Annotated in this window: 26 protein-coding genes and 2 tRNA genes; 18 read left to right on the forward strand and 10 right to left on the reverse strand. The window is 62.1% G+C overall.

Annotation, left to right across the window (positions count from 1 at the left end; translation table 11 throughout):
• Positions 1 to 30 precede the first annotated feature (30 nt).
• Entirely contained in the window at positions 31 to 498 is a 468-nt protein-coding gene (locus NPS58_RS03525) for an anti-virulence regulator CigR family protein (RefSeq protein WP_274113576.1), read from the forward strand.
• Positions 499 to 806: 308 nt separating this feature from the next.
• Here NPS58_RS03525 and NPS58_RS03530 read toward each other — a convergent pair whose 3' ends face one another.
• On the reverse strand, positions 807 to 989 hold the full coding sequence (locus NPS58_RS03530; RefSeq protein WP_274113578.1) for a hypothetical protein: 183 nt from the start codon (positions 987 to 989) through the stop codon (positions 807 to 809).
• 254 nt (positions 990 to 1,243) lie between these two features.
• Here NPS58_RS03530 and NPS58_RS03535 point away from each other — a divergent pair, with 254 nt between their 5' ends.
• Positions 1,244 to 2,080, forward strand: a complete 837-nt coding sequence (locus NPS58_RS03535) for a shikimate 5-dehydrogenase (protein WP_274113580.1) — start codon at positions 1,244 to 1,246, stop codon at positions 2,078 to 2,080.
• Between the two features lie 34 nt (positions 2,081 to 2,114).
• Here NPS58_RS03535 and NPS58_RS03540 read toward each other — a convergent pair whose 3' ends face one another.
• Together NPS58_RS03540 and sstT are read right to left on the reverse strand one after the other, a co-directional pair.
• Entirely contained in the window at positions 2,115 to 2,756 is a 642-nt protein-coding gene (locus NPS58_RS03540) for a YceH family protein (protein WP_274113582.1), read from the reverse strand.
• A 96-nt stretch (positions 2,757 to 2,852) separates the two neighbouring features.
• Positions 2,853 to 4,064 (reverse strand): serine/threonine transporter SstT, encoded by a 1,212-nt coding sequence (gene sstT, locus NPS58_RS03545; RefSeq protein ID WP_274113584.1) that lies wholly within the window; start codon positions 4,062 to 4,064, stop codon positions 2,853 to 2,855.
• Between the two features lie 216 nt (positions 4,065 to 4,280).
• Here sstT and NPS58_RS03550 point away from each other — a divergent pair, with 216 nt between their 5' ends.
• Entirely contained in the window at positions 4,281 to 5,426 is a 1,146-nt protein-coding gene (locus NPS58_RS03550) for an MFS transporter (protein ID WP_274113586.1), read from the forward strand.
• Here NPS58_RS03550 and nhaR read toward each other — a convergent pair.
• On the reverse strand, positions 5,416 to 6,312 hold the full coding sequence (nhaR, locus tag NPS58_RS03555) for a transcriptional activator NhaR (RefSeq protein WP_274113588.1): 897 nt from the start codon (positions 6,310 to 6,312) through the stop codon (positions 5,416 to 5,418). The two genes, NPS58_RS03550 and nhaR, sit on opposite strands and share 11 nt — an antisense overlap.
• Positions 6,313 to 6,449: 137 nt before the next feature.
• Here nhaR and NPS58_RS03560 point away from each other — a divergent pair, with 137 nt between their 5' ends.
• Both NPS58_RS03560 and NPS58_RS03565 read left to right on the forward strand, forming a co-directional pair.
• Positions 6,450 to 6,692 carry a hypothetical protein gene (locus tag NPS58_RS03560; RefSeq protein ID WP_274113589.1) on the forward strand — a complete coding sequence of 81 codons (243 nt, stop codon included), beginning with the start codon at positions 6,450 to 6,452 and terminating at the stop codon, positions 6,690 to 6,692.
• 31 nt (positions 6,693 to 6,723) lie between these two features.
• Positions 6,724 to 7,473 carry a TerC family protein gene (locus NPS58_RS03565; protein ID WP_274113591.1) on the forward strand — a complete coding sequence of 250 codons (750 nt, stop codon included), beginning with the start codon at positions 6,724 to 6,726 and terminating at the stop codon, positions 7,471 to 7,473.
• 55 nt (positions 7,474 to 7,528) lie between these two features.
• Here NPS58_RS03565 and NPS58_RS03570 read toward each other — a convergent pair whose 3' ends face one another.
• Complete coding sequence (locus NPS58_RS03570; protein ID WP_274113593.1) at positions 7,529 to 7,705, reverse strand: hypothetical protein; 177 nt, start codon at positions 7,703 to 7,705, stop codon at positions 7,529 to 7,531.
• Between the two features lie 161 nt (positions 7,706 to 7,866).
• Between NPS58_RS03570 and NPS58_RS03575 the strand changes: the two genes are divergently transcribed.
• Positions 7,867 to 8,607 carry a peptidase C39 family protein gene (locus NPS58_RS03575; protein ID WP_274113595.1) on the forward strand — a complete coding sequence of 247 codons (741 nt, stop codon included), beginning with the start codon at positions 7,867 to 7,869 and terminating at the stop codon, positions 8,605 to 8,607.
• A 21-nt stretch (positions 8,608 to 8,628) separates the two neighbouring features.
• On the opposite strand, the gene NPS58_RS03580 is transcribed toward NPS58_RS03575, so the two are convergent.
• Positions 8,629 to 9,912 (reverse strand): NAD(P)/FAD-dependent oxidoreductase, encoded by a 1,284-nt coding sequence (locus NPS58_RS03580; RefSeq protein ID WP_274113597.1) that lies wholly within the window; start codon positions 9,910 to 9,912, stop codon positions 8,629 to 8,631.
• 187 nt (positions 9,913 to 10,099) lie between these two features.
• Here NPS58_RS03580 and NPS58_RS03585 point away from each other — a divergent pair.
• The 5 genes from NPS58_RS03585 to NPS58_RS03605 all read left to right on the forward strand — a co-directional run bounded on the left by NPS58_RS03585 (position 10,100) and on the right by NPS58_RS03605 (position 11,740).
• Positions 10,100 to 10,176, forward strand: a tRNA-Val gene (locus tag NPS58_RS03585).
• Positions 10,177 to 10,333: 157 nt separating this feature from the next.
• A tRNA-Val gene (locus tag NPS58_RS03590) sits at positions 10,334 to 10,410 on the forward strand.
• A 108-nt stretch (positions 10,411 to 10,518) separates the two neighbouring features.
• Positions 10,519 to 11,088 carry an SPOR domain-containing protein gene (locus NPS58_RS03595; protein ID WP_274113599.1) on the forward strand — a complete coding sequence of 190 codons (570 nt, stop codon included), beginning with the start codon at positions 10,519 to 10,521 and terminating at the stop codon, positions 11,086 to 11,088.
• A gap of 53 nt (positions 11,089 to 11,141) precedes the next feature.
• Positions 11,142 to 11,300 carry a hypothetical protein gene (locus tag NPS58_RS03600; RefSeq protein WP_274113601.1) on the forward strand — a complete coding sequence of 53 codons (159 nt, stop codon included), beginning with the start codon at positions 11,142 to 11,144 and terminating at the stop codon, positions 11,298 to 11,300.
• 14 nt (positions 11,301 to 11,314) lie between these two features.
• On the forward strand, positions 11,315 to 11,740 hold the full coding sequence (locus tag NPS58_RS03605; RefSeq protein WP_274113603.1) for an HD domain-containing protein: 426 nt from the start codon (positions 11,315 to 11,317) through the stop codon (positions 11,738 to 11,740).
• Positions 11,741 to 11,743: 3 nt separating this feature from the next.
• Here NPS58_RS03605 and NPS58_RS03610 read toward each other — a convergent pair whose 3' ends face one another.
• The 3 genes from NPS58_RS03610 to NPS58_RS03620 all read right to left on the reverse strand — a co-directional run bounded on the left by NPS58_RS03610 (position 11,744) and on the right by NPS58_RS03620 (position 13,954).
• Positions 11,744 to 12,436, reverse strand: a complete 693-nt coding sequence (locus tag NPS58_RS03610) for an endonuclease I family protein (protein WP_274113604.1) — start codon at positions 12,434 to 12,436, stop codon at positions 11,744 to 11,746.
• A gap of 6 nt (positions 12,437 to 12,442) precedes the next feature.
• Positions 12,443 to 12,712: a DUF1654 domain-containing protein gene (locus tag NPS58_RS03615; protein ID WP_274113606.1), complete on the reverse strand. Its 270-nt coding sequence runs from the start codon at positions 12,710 to 12,712 to the stop codon at positions 12,443 to 12,445.
• A 153-nt stretch (positions 12,713 to 12,865) separates the two neighbouring features.
• On the reverse strand, positions 12,866 to 13,954 hold the full coding sequence (locus tag NPS58_RS03620) for an asparaginase (protein WP_274113608.1): 1,089 nt from the start codon (positions 13,952 to 13,954) through the stop codon (positions 12,866 to 12,868).
• Between the two features lie 335 nt (positions 13,955 to 14,289).
• Here NPS58_RS03620 and NPS58_RS03625 point away from each other — a divergent pair, with 335 nt between their 5' ends.
• The 7 genes from NPS58_RS03625 to NPS58_RS03655 are packed head-to-tail and all read left to right on the forward strand — an operon-like array spanning position 14,290 to position 21,195.
• Positions 14,290 to 15,246, forward strand: a complete 957-nt coding sequence (locus NPS58_RS03625; RefSeq protein WP_274113610.1) for a sugar ABC transporter substrate-binding protein — start codon at positions 14,290 to 14,292, stop codon at positions 15,244 to 15,246.
• Positions 15,247 to 15,293: 47 nt separating this feature from the next.
• The gene (locus tag NPS58_RS03630; RefSeq protein WP_274113612.1) at positions 15,294 to 16,844 is read left to right on the forward strand and encodes a sugar ABC transporter ATP-binding protein; all 1,551 of its coding nucleotides are present in this window, start codon (positions 15,294 to 15,296) and stop codon (positions 16,842 to 16,844) included.
• Positions 16,841 to 17,833 carry an ABC transporter permease gene (locus NPS58_RS03635; protein ID WP_274113614.1) on the forward strand — a complete coding sequence of 331 codons (993 nt, stop codon included), beginning with the start codon at positions 16,841 to 16,843 and terminating at the stop codon, positions 17,831 to 17,833. Before NPS58_RS03630 ends, NPS58_RS03635 begins: the two co-directional genes overlap by 4 nt.
• Positions 17,834 to 17,836: 3 nt before the next feature.
• Complete coding sequence (locus NPS58_RS03640) at positions 17,837 to 18,859, forward strand: LacI family DNA-binding transcriptional regulator (RefSeq protein ID WP_274113616.1); 1,023 nt, start codon at positions 17,837 to 17,839, stop codon at positions 18,857 to 18,859.
• Between the two features lie 13 nt (positions 18,860 to 18,872).
• Positions 18,873 to 19,781: a ribokinase gene (rbsK, locus tag NPS58_RS03645; protein WP_274115344.1), complete on the forward strand. Its 909-nt coding sequence runs from the start codon at positions 18,873 to 18,875 to the stop codon at positions 19,779 to 19,781.
• Positions 19,778 to 20,182, forward strand: coding sequence for a D-ribose pyranase (gene rbsD / locus NPS58_RS03650; RefSeq protein ID WP_274113618.1), 405 nt, complete (start codon positions 19,778 to 19,780; stop codon positions 20,180 to 20,182). Before rbsK ends, rbsD begins: the two co-directional genes overlap by 4 nt.
• A 38-nt stretch (positions 20,183 to 20,220) precedes the next feature.
• Entirely contained in the window at positions 20,221 to 21,195 is a 975-nt protein-coding gene (locus tag NPS58_RS03655; RefSeq protein ID WP_274113620.1) for a nucleoside hydrolase, read from the forward strand.
• Here NPS58_RS03655 and NPS58_RS03660 read toward each other — a convergent pair.
• Positions 21,167 to 21,373, reverse strand: coding sequence for a hypothetical protein (locus NPS58_RS03660; RefSeq protein WP_274113622.1), 207 nt, complete (start codon positions 21,371 to 21,373; stop codon positions 21,167 to 21,169). The genes NPS58_RS03655 and NPS58_RS03660 overlap by 29 nt on opposite strands.

Below are 21,373 nucleotides of genomic sequence, written 5' to 3' on the forward strand. Positions count from 1 at the left end.
GAGGGGGCTTCCCTTTATGAGAGAACGGATATGCTCAAATCGAAAGCACTGATTTCATTGCTTGCCAGTGTTGCCCTTGTCACAGGCTCAGCCAGTGCCTTTGCTGACCCCGGTAATGGAAAAGGTCAAGGCGGCGGAAAGGGGAAGCCGCAGAATGTTCAAGACCATGGCGCTGAGGGCGGCGGGGCCAAGGGCAAAAACTCAGGGCACAATGACTGGGATCATGGCCCTAGCATTGATCGGGGCAGCGTCCTGAGCGTGCTGAGCAGTTATCACAACTATTGGAGCCCGGGGCAAGCACTACCACCTGGAATCCAGAAGAACTTGGCGCGAGGAAAACCGCTTCCTCCTGGTATTGCAAAAAAGCTCGATGGTAGGCTTCTTGGCCACCTGCCACGTTACGATGGATATGAGTGGCAACAGGCTGGGGCTGATCTGATACTTGTCGCGATAGCTACTGGCATCATTTATGAAGTTCTCAGCGGGGCGCTGGATTAGCAGGTTGCCATTGGCTGGTCGCTCACCATTCTAACTAAGCCGGGAGGAGCCCACTCAGTGGAGGGCCCTCAATTTCGCTGAACCTTCCAGGCCGCCTTTATCTCTACCGAGAAACAGCTATCGGAGACGGTCATGGACTGCGAAGAAAGAGATAAAGCGTTAGAGGCTTGGCGCGCTATCGGGTTGCAGCACTATCGTGCAGATGAAAAAACTTATTCCAGCTGACTTTCGTCCGCCCATAAAAAGCCCCGCCAAAAGGCGGGGCAAGGGGGCTGTGCGGAGCAACGCACGATAAAAACGGTTGACCCTCAGGCGCGCATGCCCGGGTACTGCAAGCGGCTGGCAAGGGCCTGGGCATCGGTCAGCGACGTCAGCGGGCCGGACACCTGCTCACCTTCGCGGACCAGGTACCAGCAGGCCAGCAGACCCAGGGCCCTGAGGGGGGCGGGGACGGCGCTGCCGATGACGGACATGATGCTGATAGGTGCCATGGGGGTTCTCCTGCGATTCATGGGCCTACCTTACGGGGTGAGGCGGGCCGGTTGAAATCAACCGGCTCGATAGTGTTCATCACTGTCATCGACCCGGCTTCACCAGCGTGGCCTCTGTAGTAGACCGGCGGCGGATCGTAGTAGCGTGGAACCGAGCGTTGCACAGTGCGTCTGAGTAAAGGTTTTGTAAGCGTCGATCAACGGTAGAAGCGGGTGCTGTGCATAATGCCGGCTCGATCGCAAAGGAGTTTCAAATGGCCCACGTTCCCGGTAAAGACACCGTCTTGTGTATCTCCCTGGCGGGTCGCCCCGGCACTTTCGGGGTGCGTTTTCACAATCACTTGTATGAGCAGCTGGGCCTGGATTTCTACTACAAGGCCATGACCACCCAGGACCTGCCAGCGGCGGTGAATGGCATTCGTGCCTTGGGGATTCGTGGATGTGGCGTGTCGATGCCTTACAAGGAAGCCTGTATGGCCCTGGTCGATGAGATCGACCCCTCGGCCGCGGCGATCGAGTCGATCAACACCCTCGTCAACGACGGCGGTACGCTCAAGGGCTACAACACCGATTACCTGGCGGTGCGCCAGCTGCTTGAACAGCACCGGGTCGATCCGTCAACGGCGTTTGCCTTGCGGGGCAGTGGCGGCATGGCCAAGGCGGTGGCCAGCGCCCTGCGTGATGCCGGCTTTACCCAGGGCATTATCGTGGCCCGCAACGAGCAGGCTGGCCGGCAATTGGCCGACAGCTGCGGCTATCGCTGGCAGGCAGACCTGGGTGACCTGTGCCCGCCGATGCTGGTGAATGTCACGCCGATTGGCATGGCCGGCGGGGTGGAGGCCGAGCAACTGGCGTTCAGCCGCGAGGCGATTGCAGTAGCGCTATGGGTGTTCGATGTGGTGGCGATGCCGGCGCGCACGCCGTTGATCGCCGAGGCCGAGCGCCAGGGCAAGGCGGTGATCAGCGGGCTTGAGGTGATTGCCTTGCAGGCGTTGGAGCAATTTGTGTTGTATACCGGGGTGCGGCCGACGCCGGAGCAGGTGAAGCTGGCGGTGGCGTTTGCCCAAGATGCCGGGCTTGCTCCGCGATAGATCGCGATCGCGGGGCGAGCCCGTTCCTACAGTGTCACTCCAGCTGGGCCAGGCGCTCTTCGAGTGCGGCAATGCGGGCTTCCAGTGCTTCGATGCGTTCCAGCGATACCGCGCCACCACTGCGCTCCGGCCCTTGCTGGCGCGCTGCAAGGATGGCGTCGATCTCGGCCGGATCACCCAGCGCATGGGTATAGCGATCTTCCCGCTGCCCGGCCTGGCGCGGCAGGTGCAAGGCGAAGCCACGGGCAATCAGGCGCTCCAGCTGGTGAACCACCTGCTCGGCATCTTCGAACTCATGCATGCGGCTGCTGCGGGTCAGCAGTTCGTTCACGGTTTGCGGGCCGCGCAAGAACATCAGGCCGAGCAGGGTTACCTGCGCCGGTACCAGCTCCAGGGCCTTGTCTACTCGTTGCTCCCAGCGGTCGGCGCGGCTGCCCATCTGCAGGCGAGTCAGGCCCTGGCCCTCAAGATTGCGCAAGGCCTGGCCGACCTGGCCCTGGCTCAGGTTCATCACCGGCTCGCGGCTGGTCTTCTGGTTGCAGGCCAGCACCAGGGCGTTCAAGGTCAGGGGGTAGGTTTCTGGGCTGGTGGCCTGTTTTTCGATCAGCGAACCGAGGACGCGGATCTCGGTGCTGTTGAAGCGGGCTTCGGAAGGGGATTCTTGATCGTCGGACATGACCCTGTCTCTATGCGAAGTAAGGCCTCTAGCCTAGGGGCGCGACAGGGTAAAACACAAGCAGCCGGTGCAGTGCGCACCGGCTGCGTGCCAGGTTCAGGCAGCCTTGTGCTTTTCGGCCATGCAGGCCGCGGCGGTGAACAGCACGTCGGTGGAGGAGTTCAGCGCGGTTTCCGCCGAGTCCTGCAATACACCGATTATGAAGCCTACGGCTACCACCTGCATGGCGATCTCGCTAGGAATGCCGAACAGGCTGCACGCCAGGGGGATCAGCAGCAGCGAACCACCGGCCACGCCCGAAGCGCCACAGGCGCACACGGCAGCCACGACGCTGAGGAGGATGGCGGTGGGGATGTCGACGGCTATGCCCAGGGTATGTACGGCGGCCAGGGTAAGCACGGTGATGGTGATGGCGGCGCCGGCCATGTTGATGGTCGCACCCAGGGGGATCGACACCGAGTAGGTGTCTTCGTGCAGGCCCAGGCGCTCGCTCAGGGCCAGATTGACTGGGATGTTGGCGGCGGAGCTGCGGGTGAAGAACGCGGTGATGCCGCTTTCGCGCAGGCACAGCAGCACCAGCGGGTAAGGGTTGCGGCGGATCTTCCAGAACACGATGAGCGGATTGACCACCAGCGCAACGAACAGCATGCAGCCGATCAGCACGGCCAGCAGGTGCAGGTAGCCGAGCAGGGCGTTCAGGCCCGACTGGGCCAGGGTCGAGGCCACCAGGCCGAAAATACCCAGCGGTGCGAAACGGATCACCACGCGTACGATCAGGGTCACGCCGTTGGACAAGTCTTCGACCACGGTGCGGGTGGTCTGCCCGGCATGACGAATCGCCACGCCCAGGCCGATAGCCCAGGCCAGGATGCCGATGAAGTTGGCGTTCAGCAGGGCGTTCACCGGGTTGTCGACCACGCTCAGCAGCAGGCTTTGCAGCACTTCGCTGATGCCGCCAGGGGCACTGAGGGTGACGTCCGAGGTGCTCAGCGCCAGGTTCGACGGGAAGGCCATGCTGGCGATGACGGCGACCACGGCCGCCGCGAACGTGCCGAACAGGTACAGGACCAGAATCGGGCGAATGTGGGTTTCGGTGCCATGTTTATGGTTGGCGATGGAGGCCATCACCAGAATGAACACCAGGATCGGTGCCACGGCCTTGAGGGCAGAGACAAATACTTTGCCGATGAAGCCCAGGCTCAGGGCGATCTCGGGATCAAGCAGGGCCAGGGCGATACCGGCCACCAGGCCGATCATGATCTGTACCACCAGGCTGATACGGCTCAACAGCTTTAGAACGGGTGTCATGACGGGTATTTCTCGGTCTTGTAGGAGGGCTGCAAGCCCGTCGCGACGCCGGAATTACCGGGCGTCAGGCGTTCAGGGCCGTGAAAGGGGCGCGACTTTAGCACAGCAGCCACTTTTGGTGACGGTCCTGTGTCAGTCGGTCGCGCGCGGGGTGTAGTATGCGCGCCCCCTTGAAACGGCTGCAGGCCGTGGATGTTTAGAACTTCTGGAGTGTAGATGTTACTGCCGATCCTGTTGCTGGCTGCTGCTGGCTTCACTGTGTTGACCACCGAGTTCGTGATCGTCGGGCTGTTGCCGGGCATCGCGCGCGACCTGGCCGTGAGCATCCCCCAGGCCGGGCTGCTGGTTACACTGTTTGCCTTTACCGTGGCCTGCTTCGGTCCCTTTCTAACCGCCTGGTGCGCGCGCCTTGAGCGCAAGCGCTTGTTTGTGGGGATTCTGCTGTTGTTTGCCGCGTGCAATGCCCTGGCGGCAGTGGCTCCCAACATCTATGTGATGGGTCTGGCGCGATTGCTGCCTGCGCTGGGCTTGCCGGTGTTCTGGTCGCTGGCCAGTGAAACGGCAGTAGACATCGTTGGCCCGGCCTATGCCGGGCGAGCCATTGCCAAGATCAGCTTTGGCGTGGTGTGTGCCACGGTGTTCGGTATTCCGGTAGGTACCCTGGTAGGCGACGCCCTGGGCTGGCGCGCGGCGTTTGCGTTGCTCGCGGTACTGGCGTTGGCCAAGGCACTGTTGCTGCACCTCTATTTACCGCGTACACCACGGCATAACCAGGTCACCTCGTTGCGTGGCCAGTTCGGGCTGCTGCGCAGCGGATTGCTGCAGGGGCATGTGCTGCTGTCGGTGCTGGTGTTCAGCGGCATGTTCACCGCCTACACCTACCTTGCCGATATCCTCGAGCGCCTGGCTGGCTTCGACGGGGCGCGGGTCGGCTGGTACCTGATGGGCTTTGGCGCAGTGGGCCTGATTGGCAACAGCCTGGGCGGTCGTGCCGTGGATCGCCACCCGTTGCTGGCGTCTGCAGGTTTTTGCGCGCTGATGCTGGTGGGGTTGATTGCCCTGGTGCCAAGCATTCATTCCACCTATGGCCTGATCGTGGCACTGGCAATCTGGGGGGCGGCGCAGGCGGCGTTGTTTCTGGTCAGTCATGTGCGGGTGATCAAGGCTGCACCCCAGGCGCCGGCCTTTGCCGCTTCGCTGAACATCGCCGGGGCGAATCTCGGCATTGGCCTGGGCGCGGTGATCGGCGGGCGGGTGATCGACCACCTGGGGCTGGCCAGCCTGGGTTACGCCGCTGCGCTGCTGATCGGTCTGTCGGTGCTGCTGGCGCTGGGCCTGGCGCGGATACGCGCTACCAGTTGAACAGCTGGCGCCGGGCGCCTTCGGTGATAGCGATGATGCCCGGGTGCTTGACCTTGCGCTCCACCGAGATGGCGTAGAACGACTCGATCACAGCGTCGGTCTGGCCGATCAGTTCGACGCCGTACTGCTTGCACACCTCATCGGCAATCACGCTGGGGCCGATGAAAATTCCGCTGCCCGATTGCCCGAAGGCCTGCATCAAGGCGCTGTCGTCGAACTCACCGACGATCCTGGGTTGCAATTGTTGCTCGGCGAACCAGCGCAGCAGGCGGCTGCGCACCACGGTTTCCTGCCCGGGAATCAGCAGCGGGGCATGCTGCAGGCAGGCCGGGAAGTCGCGGCCAAGGCTGGCGGCCAGGATAGGGGTGGCAAAAAAGCTGATCCCGCATTCGCCCAACTTCTGGCTGTAACCCTTGATGTCCAGGTGAGTGGGCATGGGGCTGTCGGAGATCACCAGGTCCAGGCGCTGGATCGCCAGGTCCGCCAGCAGGCGTTCGAGTTTGTCTTCGCGGCAGCTCAGGCGCAGGGCGTCTTCCATGTCCATGGTAGGCGCCAGCAGGCGGTAGACAATGGACTTGGGCACCACATCGGCCACCCCGACCCGAAACAGGATCTGCTGCTCATCCGGGCGCGCCCGCAGCATGGCCTCCAGTTCGCCGCCAATCTGGAACATCTGCTCGGCATAGGTGAGGGCCTGACGGCCGCTTTCGGTCAGCTCCAGCTGTCGGCCGACCCGGCGAAACAGCTCGATGCCGTAGGTTTGCTCAAGCAGGCTGATCTGCCCGCTGATGGTCTGGGGCGTCAGGTTCAGTTGCTCGCCGGCGCGCACGATGCTGCCGGTGCGGGCCACCACCCAGAAGTAGTGCAACTGTCGATAGTTGAGCATTACGGAGTCCGGATTCGTAAAAACCGAAGTATAACTGCTGAAAATACGAATTTTCCTGATGTATCCAGATATTTAGAATCCCCAGCCATCACGGTGCCCGTGATAAGGCACTGATTCATTTGCATGGAGATCCACAGATGCTTCACTTCAAATCCATCGGTACACCCTTGGTGTTGCTGTTGGCCCTGCTGGCCATGAGCGGTTGCGAGCAGGCGGAAAAGTCCGCCCAGCAGATGCTCAACCAGGCAGCCGAGTCGGCCAAGGAAGCCATTGATAAAACCAACGATGCGGCCCAGCAGGCCCTGAGTGAAGCCACGGGCTCCCAGGGCGGCGACAAGGCTGAAAAATCCGAGCGCGACGACAGCGCTCAAGAAATCTGACCCACCCCTTACCTCGATTCAGGATTGATTCATGGAATATTTGCTGGAACTCGCTGCAAGCCCGACCGCCTGGGTAGCCCTGGCCACCCTGGTGGCGATGGAGATCGTGCTGGGCATCGATAACCTGATTTTCATCTCTATCCTGACCAACAAGCTGCCCGAGGAATTTCGTTCCAAGGCGCGCCGAATCGGTATCAGCATGGCGCTGGTGATGCGTCTGGGCCTGCTCAGCACGGTGGCCTGGATCGTCCAGTTGACCGAGCCTGTGGTCGACGTGTTCGGCCATGCCTTCTCCTGGAAGGACATGATCCTGATCGCCGGTGGCCTGTTCCTGCTGTGGAAGGCGACCAAGGAAATCCACGAGAGCGTCGATCCGCGCGCCCAGGCCGAAGCCAAGGCGTCGTCGACCATCACCCTGGGCTTTGCTGCCGCTATCGGTCAGATCCTGGTGCTGGACATCGTCTTCTCGATCGACAGTATCATTACCGCCGTGGGCATGACCGAGCACCTGCCGATCATGATCATCGCTGTGGTCAGTGCCGTGATCGTGATGCTGGTGGCGGCCGACCCGCTGGCCCGGTTCATCAACGACAACCCGACCGTGGTGATGCTGGCCCTGGGCTTCTTGATCATGATCGGCATGACCCTGATCGCCGAAGGCTTCGGCGCCCATGTACCGAAAGGTTATGTGTATGCGGCGATGGCGTTCTCGACGGCGATCGAAGTGCTGAACATCATGTCGCGCCGGGCGCGCTTGAAGCGTGAGGCTGCTGAAGGCTGATCAGCCGGACCGCTGTGGGAGCCAGCAAGGCTGGCTCCCACAGGTTTTTCCAGGTTCAGTGGGCGTTGGCTTGCCGGCGGCTGCGCCGGGCAGGTACGGGCTCGTTGCTCTTTTTCGGCAAGGTATGGTGCGGGTGGTGACGGCGGGCAATCCGCAGGACGCCCCACAGCATGGCGGCGGCGACGCTCAACCAGGCGCCGACCAGCATGATGATTGCCATAGTCAGGCTCATGTATGCCTCCTCAAGTCCCTGGCCAGCCCATGATGCTCGCCACGCGGACACCCCTGTAGTCTAGCCGAAGGCATGTTGCAGGCCATTGACCGATGGTCTAGCCCCTTGGGTTACTTTGTTCTAAGCCCCTGTCGGGCTATACCCGCACCGCCGGCCAGCCTATGATCGCAACCCAGGGCCGGGCGCTGTCTGCCGGGCATCAGCACAAGCGAGTGTTCATGCTGCCACTGTCTTTCTCATGCTTTTCCCCGCGTCGCCTGTTGACGGCCTGTGCGCTGGCTGTTGCCCTGGCCGGCTGTGCCAGCCAGCCACCGGCCCCGATCAAGGACGGTTTGGCGCAGCGCGTCGAAATCGGCTCGGTGCCGTTCTTCCGCGGCAATGCCAACCAGAGTGCGCCCATGGCGCTGGCAGCCCTGCTGTCGCAACAAGGGGTGCGCATCACCCCGGGTCTGCTCGAGCAGCCGTTGGGCCTGCCCCTGGGCGTGGACAAACTGCAGGACTCGATGCAGAACGTCGCTCGCCAATACGGCATGGTGGTGTATCCGCTGGAGCCGAAACTCAACGCCTTGCTGACCCAGTTGTCGGCCGGGAATCCGGTGCTGTTGCGCTATTCCGAGGGGTCGACCTTCTGGGCCGAGCCGCGCTACGCCTTGATGGTCGGCTACGATCGCTACAAGCAGCGAGTACTGCTGCGTACCGGTAATCACCGGCGCATGCTGATGGACTTCGACGACTTTACATCGGCGTGGAACAAGGAGGGGAGTTGGGCTGTGCTGGTGCAGCAGCCGGGCCAGTTGCCAGCCCAGGTAGACCGCCAGCGCTGGCTGAAAGCGGCCAATGACCTGGCCCAGGCGGGCCAGGAACAAGCAGCCCGGCAGGCCGTCAGTGCGCTGGGGCAGTGACGGGGCCGGCCGGGCTCGGGCTTAGAAGCCCAGGCGGTCGCGCAGGCTGTAGTACCAGGCGCCCAGGGCGCTGAACGGTACGCGCAGCATCTGGCCACCCGGGAACGGGTAGTGCGGCAGCTCGGCGAAGGCGTCGAAACGCTCGGCCTGGCCACGCAGGGCTTCGGCCAGTACCTTGCCCGCCAAGTGGGTGTAGGTGACGCCGTGGCCACTGCAACCCTGGGAGTAGTAGATGTTGTCGCCCAGGCGGCCGACTTGCGGCAGGCGCGAGAGGGTCAGCAGGAAGTTGCCGGTCCAGGCGTAGTCGATCTTCACGTCCTTGAGCTGCGGGAAGGCCTTGAGCATCTTCGGACGGATGATCGCTTCGATGTTCGCTGGATCACGCGCGCCGTATACCACGCCGCCGCCAAAGATCAGGCGCTTGTCGCCGGTCAGGCGATAGTAGTCGAGCAGGTAGTTGCAGTCTTCGACGCAGTAGTCTTGTGGCAGCAACTGGCGAGCCAGGTCTTCGCCCAGCGGCTCGGTGGTGATCACCTGGGTGCCGCATGGCATGGACTTGGCGGCCAGTTCCGGTACCAGGTTGCCGAGGTAGGCATTACCGGCAACGATGATGAACTTGGCGCGCACTTTACCTTGCGGGGTGTGCACGACCGGGTTGGCACCACGCTCGATACGCACCGCAGGGGACTGCTCGTAGATCTTGCCACCCAGCGACTCGACCGCGGCGGCTTCGCCAAGGGCCAGGTTCAATGGGTGAATGTGGCCGCCGCTCATGTCGAGCATGCCGCCCAGGTACTGGTCGCAATCGACCACTTCACGGATGCGCTTCTGGTCCATCAGTTCCAGCTGGGTATGGCCGAAACGTTCCCACAGGCGTTTTTGCGACTCCAGGTGGCCCATCTGCTTGGCGGTCAGGGCTGCGAAAACACCGCCGTCCTTAAGGTCGCACTGGATGTTGTACTTGGCCACGCGCTCACGAATGATGCGACCGCCTTCAAAGGCCATCTGGCCGAGCAGTTGGGCCTGCTTGGGGCCGACGGTGCGCTCGATGACGTCGATGTCACGGCTATAACTGTTGACGATCTGGCCACCGTTGCGGCCCGAGGCGCCGAAGCCGACTTTGGCGGCTTCCAGGACGGTTACGCTGAAGCCACTCTCCAGCAGGAACAGGGCGCTGGACAGACCGGTGTAGCCGGCGCCGATCACGCAGACATCGGTCTGTACCTCTTCCTGCAGCGCCGGGCGCGGCGGTACCGGATTGGCCGATGCGGCGTAGTAGGACTGAGGGTAGGGGGTATTGGCCATGCTGCGAAACCTCTGTTTTATATTTTTTACGACTGTACCGATGCTATCAATAATAATAAACACCCGCTAGTCGTGTGTTGAAAATCCTTTACTGAGGGTTTTCATAAATATTTTTAAGATTCAGTGGCTTAGCGTGAAAAAAAGAGTTGACACTGTCAGCCGATTCCGTAGAATGCCGCCCCACAGCAGGCACATAGCTCAGTTGGTTAGAGCACCACCTTGACATGGTGGGGGTCGTTGGTTCGAGTCCAATTGTGCCTACCAAATCAAATCCGCCCCTGCTGGCGGTGCAAAAAAGGCGATCCGAAAGGGTCGCCTTTTTTGTTTTGGGCGACTTTGCTCGAAAGACTAAAGCTGCTGATTTTTTTATGAAATTTCGCTTTACGACAGGTTCGTACCTGCGTATTATGCGCCCCACAGCAGGCACATAGCTCAGTTGGTTAGAGCACCACCTTGACATGGTGGGGGTCGTTGGTTCGAGTCCAATTGTGCCTACCAAATCTCGACAGAAAGGGCGATCCGAAAGGGTCGCCCTTTTTGCTGTTGGCCCAAAAAAAGACAGGCATAAATGCTAGAATCCGCCGCTTGTATCCAGGAGATAGACGCGTGCGCAAAGTGGCGATGGTAATGGCAGTTCTGGCGCTGGCCGGCTGTGAAAATGAAATCGAAGGCGTGCACAAGCAGATTGCCGAACAGCTGCCAAACCCCAAGACAGCCAAGTTCGCTAACGTGCGGACCGATACCCGGGGCGACATCTGCGGCCAGGTGCGCAGCAAGGACGATACCGGCACTTTCCTGCCGTACCGCAGCTACGTGGCGATCAAGAAAACCGACGGCTTCGAGATTATCCTCGCCGACAAGGGCAGCAACCTGCGCATTCGCGAAATCTGCGGTGGAGCCGACCTGCAGCGCCGCGCCGAAGCCCTGGCCGACCAGCCGGCCCCGGAGGGCTGGGATGTCGAGATCGTCCAGGGCCCGAACATGGGCGCCTTGAGCGACATGACCGCACGCCTGATCGAGAAGCAGATCCCGTCTTCGGTCGCCTACCGTGACGGCAAGCCGGTGGTGCTGCTTGGCCCATTCCCGACCAAGGCCGAGGCGCAATCCCGGCAAGCCGACGTCATGGCCCGCCTGGGCACCGACTCGGTGATCATCCAGCACGGCGCGACTCGCTAGCCAGTTCGTTTCCCGGCCCCGTACACTCACGGCTCAACGCAAGGAGAGTCGTGATGAAGGAAGCATCCCCCGCCATTACCCATCAGCCAGCACTGGCTGTGTACAAGCACCATGGCTTTGAAGTCGAAGGACAATTGGGCGACTATGCTTTGCGTGACGGCGTGTTGATCGATGTCTACAGCATGGCGCGCCTGAAATGGCGCGGGCATTGAGCGGGAGGGGCCTAATGTCGACATTGGAACGGGCCATTGCGGTAGCGGCAAGGGCGCACGAAGGGCAACAAGACAAGGGTGGTACCGCGTATATCCTTCATCCGCTGCGGGTGATGCTGAGGGTATCGACAGTGGAGCAGCGCATCGTCGCTGTGCTGCACGATGTGCTCGAGGATTCGCCCATGACCCTGTCGGACCTTGCCCGTGAAGGTTTCGCCCTGAAGATCCTGGCGGCGGTGCAGGCGCTGAGTCGGCGCGATAACGAAAGCTACGAGGCCTTCGTCATCCGCCTGGGTGGCGACCCGCTGGCGCGGGTGGTCAAGCTGGCAGACCTTGCCGACAACAGCGACCTGTCGCGTATCGCCCTTCCCGGTCCTGAAGACATGGCCCGCCTGGCCCGCTACCAGCAGGCCAGTGCCTACCTGCAGGCGCTGGCCTGAGCCTCAACCGCAGGCTCTGAGGTTCACCGGGCCGACAAAGTCATTTCCCCGTCCCATCACGCAAGCTACCCGCTGATTGCGCTGGCGTTCCCAGGCCTGCGGCGGGTAGGTTTTGTTCCAGGCTTCATATAGTTGGCGGTCCTGCTTGGACAGCTTCAGGTTGTACTGCTTGCTCATATAGAAGTAGGTGCGCGCGATCATGCCGCGAATTGACGGGCGCGGCATGACCTTCTTGGCCTTGAAGTCCACCTGGGTCAGGCACGAGCCGTACTGCCCGCGCTGCTCAGGCAGCCAGCCGAAGCTGAAGTTGCTGCGATCCCCGTTCACCTCGCCAATGCTTGGTACCAGGTTGTGCAGGTCGGCTTCGGCGCGCTGGAAGACCTTGTCATTGCGCGCGCAGTTCTTGCGCCCGCCGTCCTGCCAGCATTGGCGCTGGTGGCCAATCTGCCAGGCAGGAACGATATGCTCCCACTCGATACGCGCGGCACGGTTGGCGTTCTTGCGAGGTACATAGCCGCAGGTGGCGAGGTCGACCTTGTTGCCGTTGTACTTGCAGCCACAGTAGAACTCGGTGGACTGCGGCGCATACAGGCGCCAGGCAACCTTCTTGGCTTCGCTGAAGGTACGAGGTGCATCGGCGTGGGCGGTGGTGACACTCAGCAGCAGGCACGCGACTGCAAAAAACGAAACTCTCATTCGCGATCAGTCTTCCTTCGGCACAACCCAGAAAATCTGCACGCCACCGTCGTCCCGATAGGCGAGGGTGACGTTGTCGTTCTCGGCGATTTCTTCGAGTAGGGTTGCCCAATCGTCGGGAGATTCGTGCTCCAGGCGGAAGATCAGTGCGGCCCGGGCCTTTTGTGCGGTGGGCGAGTTGATGATTTTCTGGATGCGAATGCCCAGTTGCTCGTAACTGCTGGCAGGGGCGGAAGTGTTGGTCACGAAGCGTTCCTTGTTTGGCTGTATGCGCATACAGTATTTTACTGTAAGTGTTTTCGCAACTGCTCGTCAGTGAAAGAACGCATGAGGCCCGGATCGCGCAGCTTTGCTGTGGTCTGTTGATCGTAGTTGGGCGAGGGTGGGAGAGGGCGAGGCCCACCTCGACGGTGAGCCCGCGCCTAGCGCTCAGTATTCCCAGAAGATCCGCTGCAGCTCTTTGCTGTCCTGGGTCTTGGTCAGGGCGACCATGGCCAGGATGCGTGCTTTTTGCGGGTTCAGGTCGTGGGCCACGACCCAGTCGTTCTTGTCGTCAGGCTGCTCGGCGTTGCGCAGCACGAAGCCACCGGCGTTGACGTGGGAGGAGCGAATGATTTGCACGCCTTCCTTGCGCAGTTCCTGCAGTGCAGGCACAACGCGCGACGACACCGAGCCGTTGCCGGTGCCGGCGTGGATGATCGCCTTGGCGCCATTCTGAGCCAGGGCCTTGTAGGCGGTGTCGCTCACGTTGCCATAGCCGTAGGCGATGTCCACGGCAGGCAGGCTGCTGATGTTCTTGATATCGAACTCCGAATCCATGGTGTGGCGCTTGGCTGGCAGGCGGAACCAGTAGGATTTGCCCTCGACCACCATGCCCAGCGGGCCCCATGGGCTCTTGAATGCTTCGGTCTTGATGTTGATGGTCTTGCTGACGTCACGACCGGACTGGATCTCGTCGTTCATGGTGACCAGCACACCTTTGCCGCGCGATTGCTTGTCACCGGCAACGGCCACGGCGTTGTACAGGTTGAGCATGCCGTCGGCCGACATCGCGGTGCCCGGACGCATCGAGCCCACCACTACGATCGGCTTGTCGGTTTTTTCGACCAGATTGAGGAAGTAGGCGGTTTCTTCAAGGGTGTCGGTGCCGTGGGTGATGACGATGCCGTCGACGTCCTTGCTGTCGGCCAGTTCAGCCACGCGCTTACCCAGTTGCAGCAGGTTTTCGTTGCTGATGCTCTCGGAGGCGATCTGCATCACTTGCTCGCCGCGTACGTTGGCAATGTTGGCCAGTTCCGGAACGCCGGCGATCAGTTTGTCGACGCCCAGCTTGGCGGCCTGGTAGGTCGCACTGTTGGCGGCACTGGCACCGGCGCCGGCAATGGTGCCGCCGGTGGCGAGAATCACCACATTGGCGAGTTTCTGCTGGTTTTCGGCTTCCTTGGCGTTGACGCCGGCAGGCAGGAGCAGCAGTAGGGCGAGTGCCCCTGGGACGAAGGAGTTAAGCGCAGCTTTCATTGTTGTTCTCTCTTATTGATGGAGTTAGCTGTGTAACCCCCAAGAGCGAGCAGAAAACGTACCAGCTCATCCGTTCGTCCCTTTTCATATACAACTTATTGATTTAAAACTAAATTTATTTGATTTGCAGGCCCCGCGCGAGGCCTTGTCTATTCGGGATTCCGAATATTGCATGCAAGGAGTGTTCGGTTTTACGGTTGTTTGAACGATAATTCCTACGCGCGCTATCCCGACCGTTTCCGGCAGCGGATTTGACAAAGTTTGGTTACATTTCCATAGTTAGCTAACGCAAACGTTTGCGACCCGATAAAAATCATAAGATCCGGAGTAAACCCATGAAGCTGCCGTTCCCAGGACGCCTGCTGGCTGCCGCCGTACTCTCTTCGCTTACACTCGTTGCCCCGTTCTCCCAGGCCCTGGCTGATGAAAAGCCGAAGGTCGCGTTGGTGATGAAATCCCTCGCCAACGAGTTCTTCCTGACCATGGAAGATGGTGCCAAGGCTTACCAGAAGGCCCATGCAGGTGACTTCGAGCTGATCTCCAATGGCATCAAGGACGAGACTGACTCGAGCAACCAGATTCGTATCGTCGAGCAGATGATCGTCTCCGGGGTCAACGCCCTGGTGATTGCCCCCGCCGATTCCAAGGCCCTGGTGCCGGTGGTGAAAAAGGCCATGGATGCCGGTATTACCGTGGTCAACATCGACAACCGCCTGGACCCCGAGGTGCTCAAGAGCAAAAACCTCAGCGTTCCCTTCGTAGGCCCCGATAACCGCAAAGGTGCACGCCTGGTAGGCGAGTACCTGGCTAAGGAAAAGCTCAAGGCCGGTGACCAGGTCGGCATCATCGAGGGCGTCTCCACCACCACCAACGCCCAACAGCGCACCGCAGGCTTCAAGGATGCAATGGAGGGGGCGCAGATGAAGGTGGTCTCGGTGCAATCGGGCGACTGGGAAATTGCCAAGGGCAACGCGGTGGCCGCCTCTATGCTCAATGCGCACCCGGATATCAAGGCATTGCTGGCCGGCAACGACAGCATGGCCCTGGGGGCGGTATCGGCGGTGCGGGCGGCGGGCAAGGCCGGTCAGGTGCAGGTGGTCGGCTACGACAACATCAACGCCATCAAGCCGATGCTCAAGGACGGTCGGGTGCTCGCCACTGCCGACCAGTACGCGGCCAGGCAGGCGGTATTCGGCATTGAAGCGGCACTGAAGATGCTCAAGGGCGAAAAACCTGAAGTGGATGCCGACAATGTCATCCAGACCCCGGTCGAACTGGTCACCCAACCGTAGTCGCACAAGGTGCGCCTGCCCGAGTTGGGCGCCCAGGAGAATCGGCAATGTCAGCGACCGCGGATGTCGTGCTTTCAGTCAGCGCAATCGGCAAGACCTACGCCCAGCCCGTACTGAGCGATATCGACCTGGGCCTGTATCGCGGCGAGGTGCTGGCGCTCACCGGCGAGAACGGGGCGGGCAAGAGCACCCTTTCCAAGATCATCGGTGGCCTTGAAGTGGCCACCACCGGGCAGATGCAGTATCAGGGGCAGCCGTACCAACCGGGCAGTCGCGCTGTTGCCGAGCGTGCCGGTGTGCGCATGGTCATGCAGGAACTCAATCTACTGGCGACCCTCACCGTGGCCGAGAACCTGTTTCTCGACAATCTGCCCAGTTGCGCGGGCTGGATCAGTCGCAAGCGCCTGCGCCAAATGGCCCAGGCGGCCATGGCGCAGGTTGGCCTGGAGGCCATAGACCCGGACACGCCGGTGGGCGAGCTGGGCATCGGCCATCAGCAGATGGTGGAAATCGCCCGCAACCTGATCGGCGACTGCCATGTACTGATTTTCGACGAGCCGACGGCCATGCTCACCGCGCGGGAAGTCGAGTTGCTGTTCACCCAGATCGAGCGCCTGCAGCAGCGGGGCGTGGCCATCGTCTACATCTCTCACCGCCTTGAAGAGCTCAAGCGTATCGCCCAGCGAGTGGCCGTGCTGCGCGATGGCAAGCTGGTGTGTGTCGAACCCATGGATCGCTACAGCAGCGCGCAACTGGTCAACCTGATGGTGGGGCGCGAGCTTGCCGAGCATATCGACCTGGGGCAGCGCGAGATCGGCCCACCACTGCTCAAGGTCAAGGGGCTGGGGCGGGCCGATAAAGTTCGCGATGTGTCCTTTGAAGTACGCAGTGGCGAGATTTTTGGCATCTCCGGATTGATCGGTGCCGGGCGCACCGAGTTGCTGCGCTTGATCTACGGTGCCGACCGAGCCGACAACGGCACTGTCGAGATCGGCAATCCGCTGCGGGCGGTGCACATCCACTCGCCGGCGGCGGCCGTCCGTGAAGGCATTGCCCTGATCACCGAAGACCGCAAGGGCGAGGGGCTGCTTCTGTCGCAATCGATCAGCGCCAATATCGCCCTGGGCAACCTGCCGGCGATCTCCCGTGCGGGCCTGCTCGACGGCGGCGCCGAGCGTGCGCTTGCCCAGCGGCAGATCAGCGCCATGCGCATCCGCAGTTCCAGCCCCGACCAGGTAGTGGGGGAGCTGTCTGGTGGCAACCAGCAGAAAGTGGTGATCGGCCGCTGGCTCGAGCGCGACTGCTCTGTGTTGCTGTTCGATGAGCCGACCCGCGGCATCGATGTCGGCGCCAAGTTCGACATCTACGGCCTGCTCGCCGAGCTGGCGCGCCAGGGCAAGGCGCTGGTGGTGGTGTCCAGCGACCTGCGCGAGCTGATGCTGATCTGCGACCGCATTGGTGTGCTCAGCGCCGGGCGCCTGATCGACACTTTCGAGCGCGAACACTGGACCCAGGACCAACTACTGGCCGCGGCCTTCGCCGGCTATCAAAAACGTGATGCGCTGCTGCACGAGGCGGCACCCAGGATGGCCCCATGAAAACCACTCCACTGGACACCGCCGTCCCCCGCGTAAAGCGTGGCGGCACCTACTACGGCCTGGGCACCTACCTGGGCCTGGCCGGCGCATTGCTGGCGATGATCGTGCTGTTCTCGCTGCTGAGCGATCACTTTCTTTCCTATGGCACCTTCAGCACCCTGGCCAACCAGATTCCCGACCTGATGGTGCTGGCGGTGGGCATGACCTTCGTCCTGATCATCGGTGGTATCGACCTGTCGGTGGGATCGGTGCTGGCCCTGGCGGCGTCGGCGGTCAGCGTGGCGATACTGGGCTGGGGCTGGAGCGTGCTGCCAGCGGCCTTGCTGGGCATGGGCGTGGCGGCATTGGCCGGAAGCCTGACCGGCGCGATTACCGTGGCCTGGCGGATTCCGTCGTTCATCGTTTCGCTGGGCGTGCTGGAAATGGCGCGGGGCGTGGCGTACCAGCTTACCGACTCGCGCACCGCCTACATCGGGGACGCTTTCGCCTGGCTCTCCAACCCGTTGGCATTCGGTGTGTCGCCGTCGTTCATCATCGCCTTGCTGGTGATCATCCTCGCCCAGCTGGTGCTCACTCGCACCGTGTTCGGCCGCTACCTGACCGGCATTGGTACCAATGAAGAGGCAGTGCGCCTGGCCGGGATCGACCCGCGTCCATACAAGGTCCTGGTGTTCTCGTTGATGGGGATGCTCGCCGGGCTGGCAGCGCTGTTCCAGATTTCCCGCCTGGAGGCAGCCGACCCCAATGCAGGGTCAGGCCTTGAACTTCAGGTCATCGCTGCCGTAGTGATCGGTGGCACCAGCTTGATGGGCGGGCGCGGGTCGGTCATCAGCACCTTTTTTGGCGTGTTGATTATCTCGGTGCTGGCCGCAGGGTTGGCGCAGATCGGCGCTTCGGAGCCCACCAAACGAATTATCACCGGGGCGGTCATCGTGATCGCCGTGGTCCTCGACACCTACCGTAGCCGGCGTGCAAGCCGGCGGAACTGAACAATGGCAACGATCAAAGATGTCGCGGCACTGGCGGGGATTTCCTACACCACCGTGTCCCATGTACTGAACAAGACCCGACCGGTCAGCGAGCAGGTGCGCCTGAAAGTGGAGGCCGCCATCGTTGAGCTCGACTATGTGCCCAGCGCCGTGGCGCGCTCGCTCAAGGCACGAAGCACTGCCACCATCGGCCTGCTGGTGCCCAACAGTGTCAACCCGTACTTCGCCGAGCTGGCCCGGGGCATCGAGGACGGCTGCGAGCGCAAGGGCTATTGCGTGATCCTGTGCAACTCCGACGATAACCCGCAAAAGCAGCGTAGCTACCTGCGCGTGCTGCTGGAAAAGCGCATCGACGGCCTGATCGTCGCCTCTGTGGGTGAAGACAGCGACCTGCTCGACAGTCTGGCCAGCGTGCGCACGCCCATGGTGATCGTCGACCGTGCCCTGGAGGGGGTCGAGGCCGACATCGTTCGTATCGACCATGAGCAGGGTGCCTATCTTGCGACCCGGCACCTGCTTGACCTGGGCCATCGCGATATCGCCTGCATTGGCGGCCCGAACAACACCAGTGTCGCCCAGCTGCGCCTGGCGGGCTTCGAGCGCGCCCTGGCCGAGGCGGGAGTGACGGTGGCCCAGGAGCGTATTCTCAGCAGTGACTTCACCAGCCTTGGCGGTTACGCCGCGGCGGCGCGCCTGCTGGAAGGGCAGCGTCCGACGGCAATATTTGCCGGCAACGACATGATCGGTATCGGCGTGCTGCGCGCTGCCGCCGAGCGCAACATCTGCGTACCGAGCGAGCTGTCGGTGATCGGTTTCGACGACATCCAGCTCAGCCGTTATGTGTTTCCTGCACTGACGACGGTGGGGCAGTCGATTCGCGAGTTGGGCGAGAGCGCTGCGGCCTTGTTGCTGTCACGCATTGCCCAGCCTCTGCGTGGCGCACCGGAGCAACGCATTGTTGCGCCGAAGATCGTGCTGCGCGAGTCCACCGCGCCACGCCCGGACCTTTTCAATGATTACCGCTGAGAGCAACACGAATATGCACGCCAAGGTAGTGGTGGTCGGCAGCCTTAACATGGACCTGGTGGCCCGCGCCCAGCGCCTGCCACGCGCAGGCGAGACGCTGGCGGGCGAGTCCTTTGCCACTGTGCCGGGCGGCAAGGGCGCCAACCAGGCGGTTGCTGCGGCGCGCCTGGGGGCACCGGTGGCGATGATCGGAAAGGTTGGCGACGATGCCTACGGCGAGCACCTGCGCCAAGCCCTGCTCGATGAACGGATCGACTGCCAGGGAGTAGGCGTGTGCGCTGGTGTCTCCAGTGGCCTGGCGCTGATTGTGGTCGATGCAAGCAGCCAGAACTCCATCGTCATCATTCCCGGTGGCAATGGCCAGTTGCTGCCAGAATCGGTGCAGGCTTTCGATGAGCTGCTGCAAGGCGCCGAAGTCATCATCTGCCAGCTGGAGGTGCCGCCGGCGACGGTGGCCTACACCCTGGGGCGCGGTCGCGCGCTGGGCAAGACGGTGATCCTCAATCCGGCGCCGTGCACCGGTCCCTTGCCCCAGGACTGGTACCACGCCATTGACTACCTGATTCCCAACGAGAGCGAGGCCCAGGCCCTGACTGGCCTGCCGGTGATTGACCTGACCGGCGCTGAAGTGGCGGCCAGCCATCTGCGCACCCTGGGGGTGAAAAACGTGATTGTCACCCTCGGCGCCCAGGGCGCATTGTTTGCCAATGCCCAGGGCATGCGCCACTTTCCGGCGCCGGTGGTCCAGCCGCTGGACACCACGGCCGCTGGCGACACCTTTGTCGGCGGCTTTGCCGCAGCCCTGGCGCGGGGCATGGAGGATGGTGAGGCCATTGCCTTCGGCCAGCGCGCGGCGGCGCTGTCGGTGACTCGCGCTGGCGCCCAGCCTTCGATCCCTTACCTGGTCGAGTTACAGCCATGAAGAAGACCGCCTTGCTCAACATCGCGCTGTCCCGAGTTGTCGCCTCCCTGGGCCATGGCGACATTCTGGTGATTAGTGATGCCGGTCTGCCAGTGCCTCCCGGTGTCGAACTGATAGACCTGGCGCTAACCCCAGGTGTCCCGGACTTTGCCAGTACGTTGCGGGCCGTACTGAGCGAAATGCAGGTGGAAAGTCATGTGCTGGCCAATGAGTTGTTCAAGGCCAATCCCCCCGCGCTGACCACCATCGAGCAATGTTTCGCACACGGCCAGCTCGGCGTCCGCAACCTGCTCGGCCACGCCGAGTTCAAGCAACTCAGCCGCGGTGCCCGCGCCGTGGTGCGCACCGGCGAATGCAAGCCGTACAGCAACATTGCCTTGATTGCAGGTGTTACCTTTTAGGTGCAACCACCAAACGTTTGCTTCAAGGAGTACTGCTGATGTCGCTGCTGACGGCCGATGCCGCCCGGGCTGCCCCGATCGAGCTGATCATCGATACCGACCCAGGCGCCGACGATGTGGTGGCGTTGCTGCTGGCCATGGCATCGCCCGAGGCGCTGAACATTCGCGCCATCACGACCGTGGCCGGCAATGTGCGCCTGGACAAGACGTCGCGCAATGCGTGCCTGGCCAGGGAGTGGGGAGGGCGCGAAGATATTCCGGTGTATGCCGGTGCCTCCAGGCCACTGTTGCGGGCGCCGGTCTATGCGGCCGATATCCATGGCGATGAGGGGCTACCGGGTGTTGCGGTGTACCAGCCCAGGCTGGGGCTGGCTGAAGGTGGCGCGGTGCAGTACCTGATCGACACCTTGGGGGCCGCCGAGTGGCGCAGTGTCACGGTGGCTATGCTCGGTCCGCAGACCAACCTTGCACTGGCGCTGATCCAGGCACCGGAAATCACTCGGGGTATCAAGGAAGTGGTGGTGATGGGGGGCGCGCACTTCAACGGTGGCAACATCACGCCGGTGGCCGAATTCAACCTGTTCGCCGACCCAGAGGCGGCAGAGGTAGTGCTCAGCAGTGGCGTCAAGCTGACTTACCTGCCGTTGGATGTCACCCACCAGGTGCTGACCAGCGAGGCGCGGCTTCAGCAACTGGCCGCCGTGAACACCCGGGCCAGCAAGCGGGTGGTGGAAATCCTCGATGCCTATGTCGCCGCCGACATGGCGCGCTATGGCATCCCCGGCGGCCCGGTGCATGACGCCAGCGTGATCGCCTACCTGCTCAAGCCCGACTTGTTTGCCGGGCGACAGGTTCATATGCAAGTCGACAGCCGCGAAGGCCCGACCTACGGCCAGACCATAACCGACTGGTACAACGCGCTGGGGCAGCCAGCGAATGTGATGTGGATCGATCGTGCCGATGCCCAGGGCTTTTTCGACCTGCTCAGTACGCGGCTTGGGCGTCTGGCGTAGTGTGTGCGTAGCGCTCGAACACCTGCTCGACGAAGCTGCGCGCCGCTTCGTTGCCCAGGTCTTTGACCAGCAGGTCGACGGCAATCAGCATCAGCTCTTCGGCACTGGCTGGGCTGTAGGCACTCTGGCCTTCGGGCCATTTGACCTTGATGTCGGCATCGATGATGTGGTTTGTCAT

The organism is Pseudomonas putida, assembly GCF_028682455.1.
GTDB classification, from domain to species: domain Bacteria; phylum Pseudomonadota; class Gammaproteobacteria; order Pseudomonadales; family Pseudomonadaceae; genus Aquipseudomonas; species Aquipseudomonas putida_AA.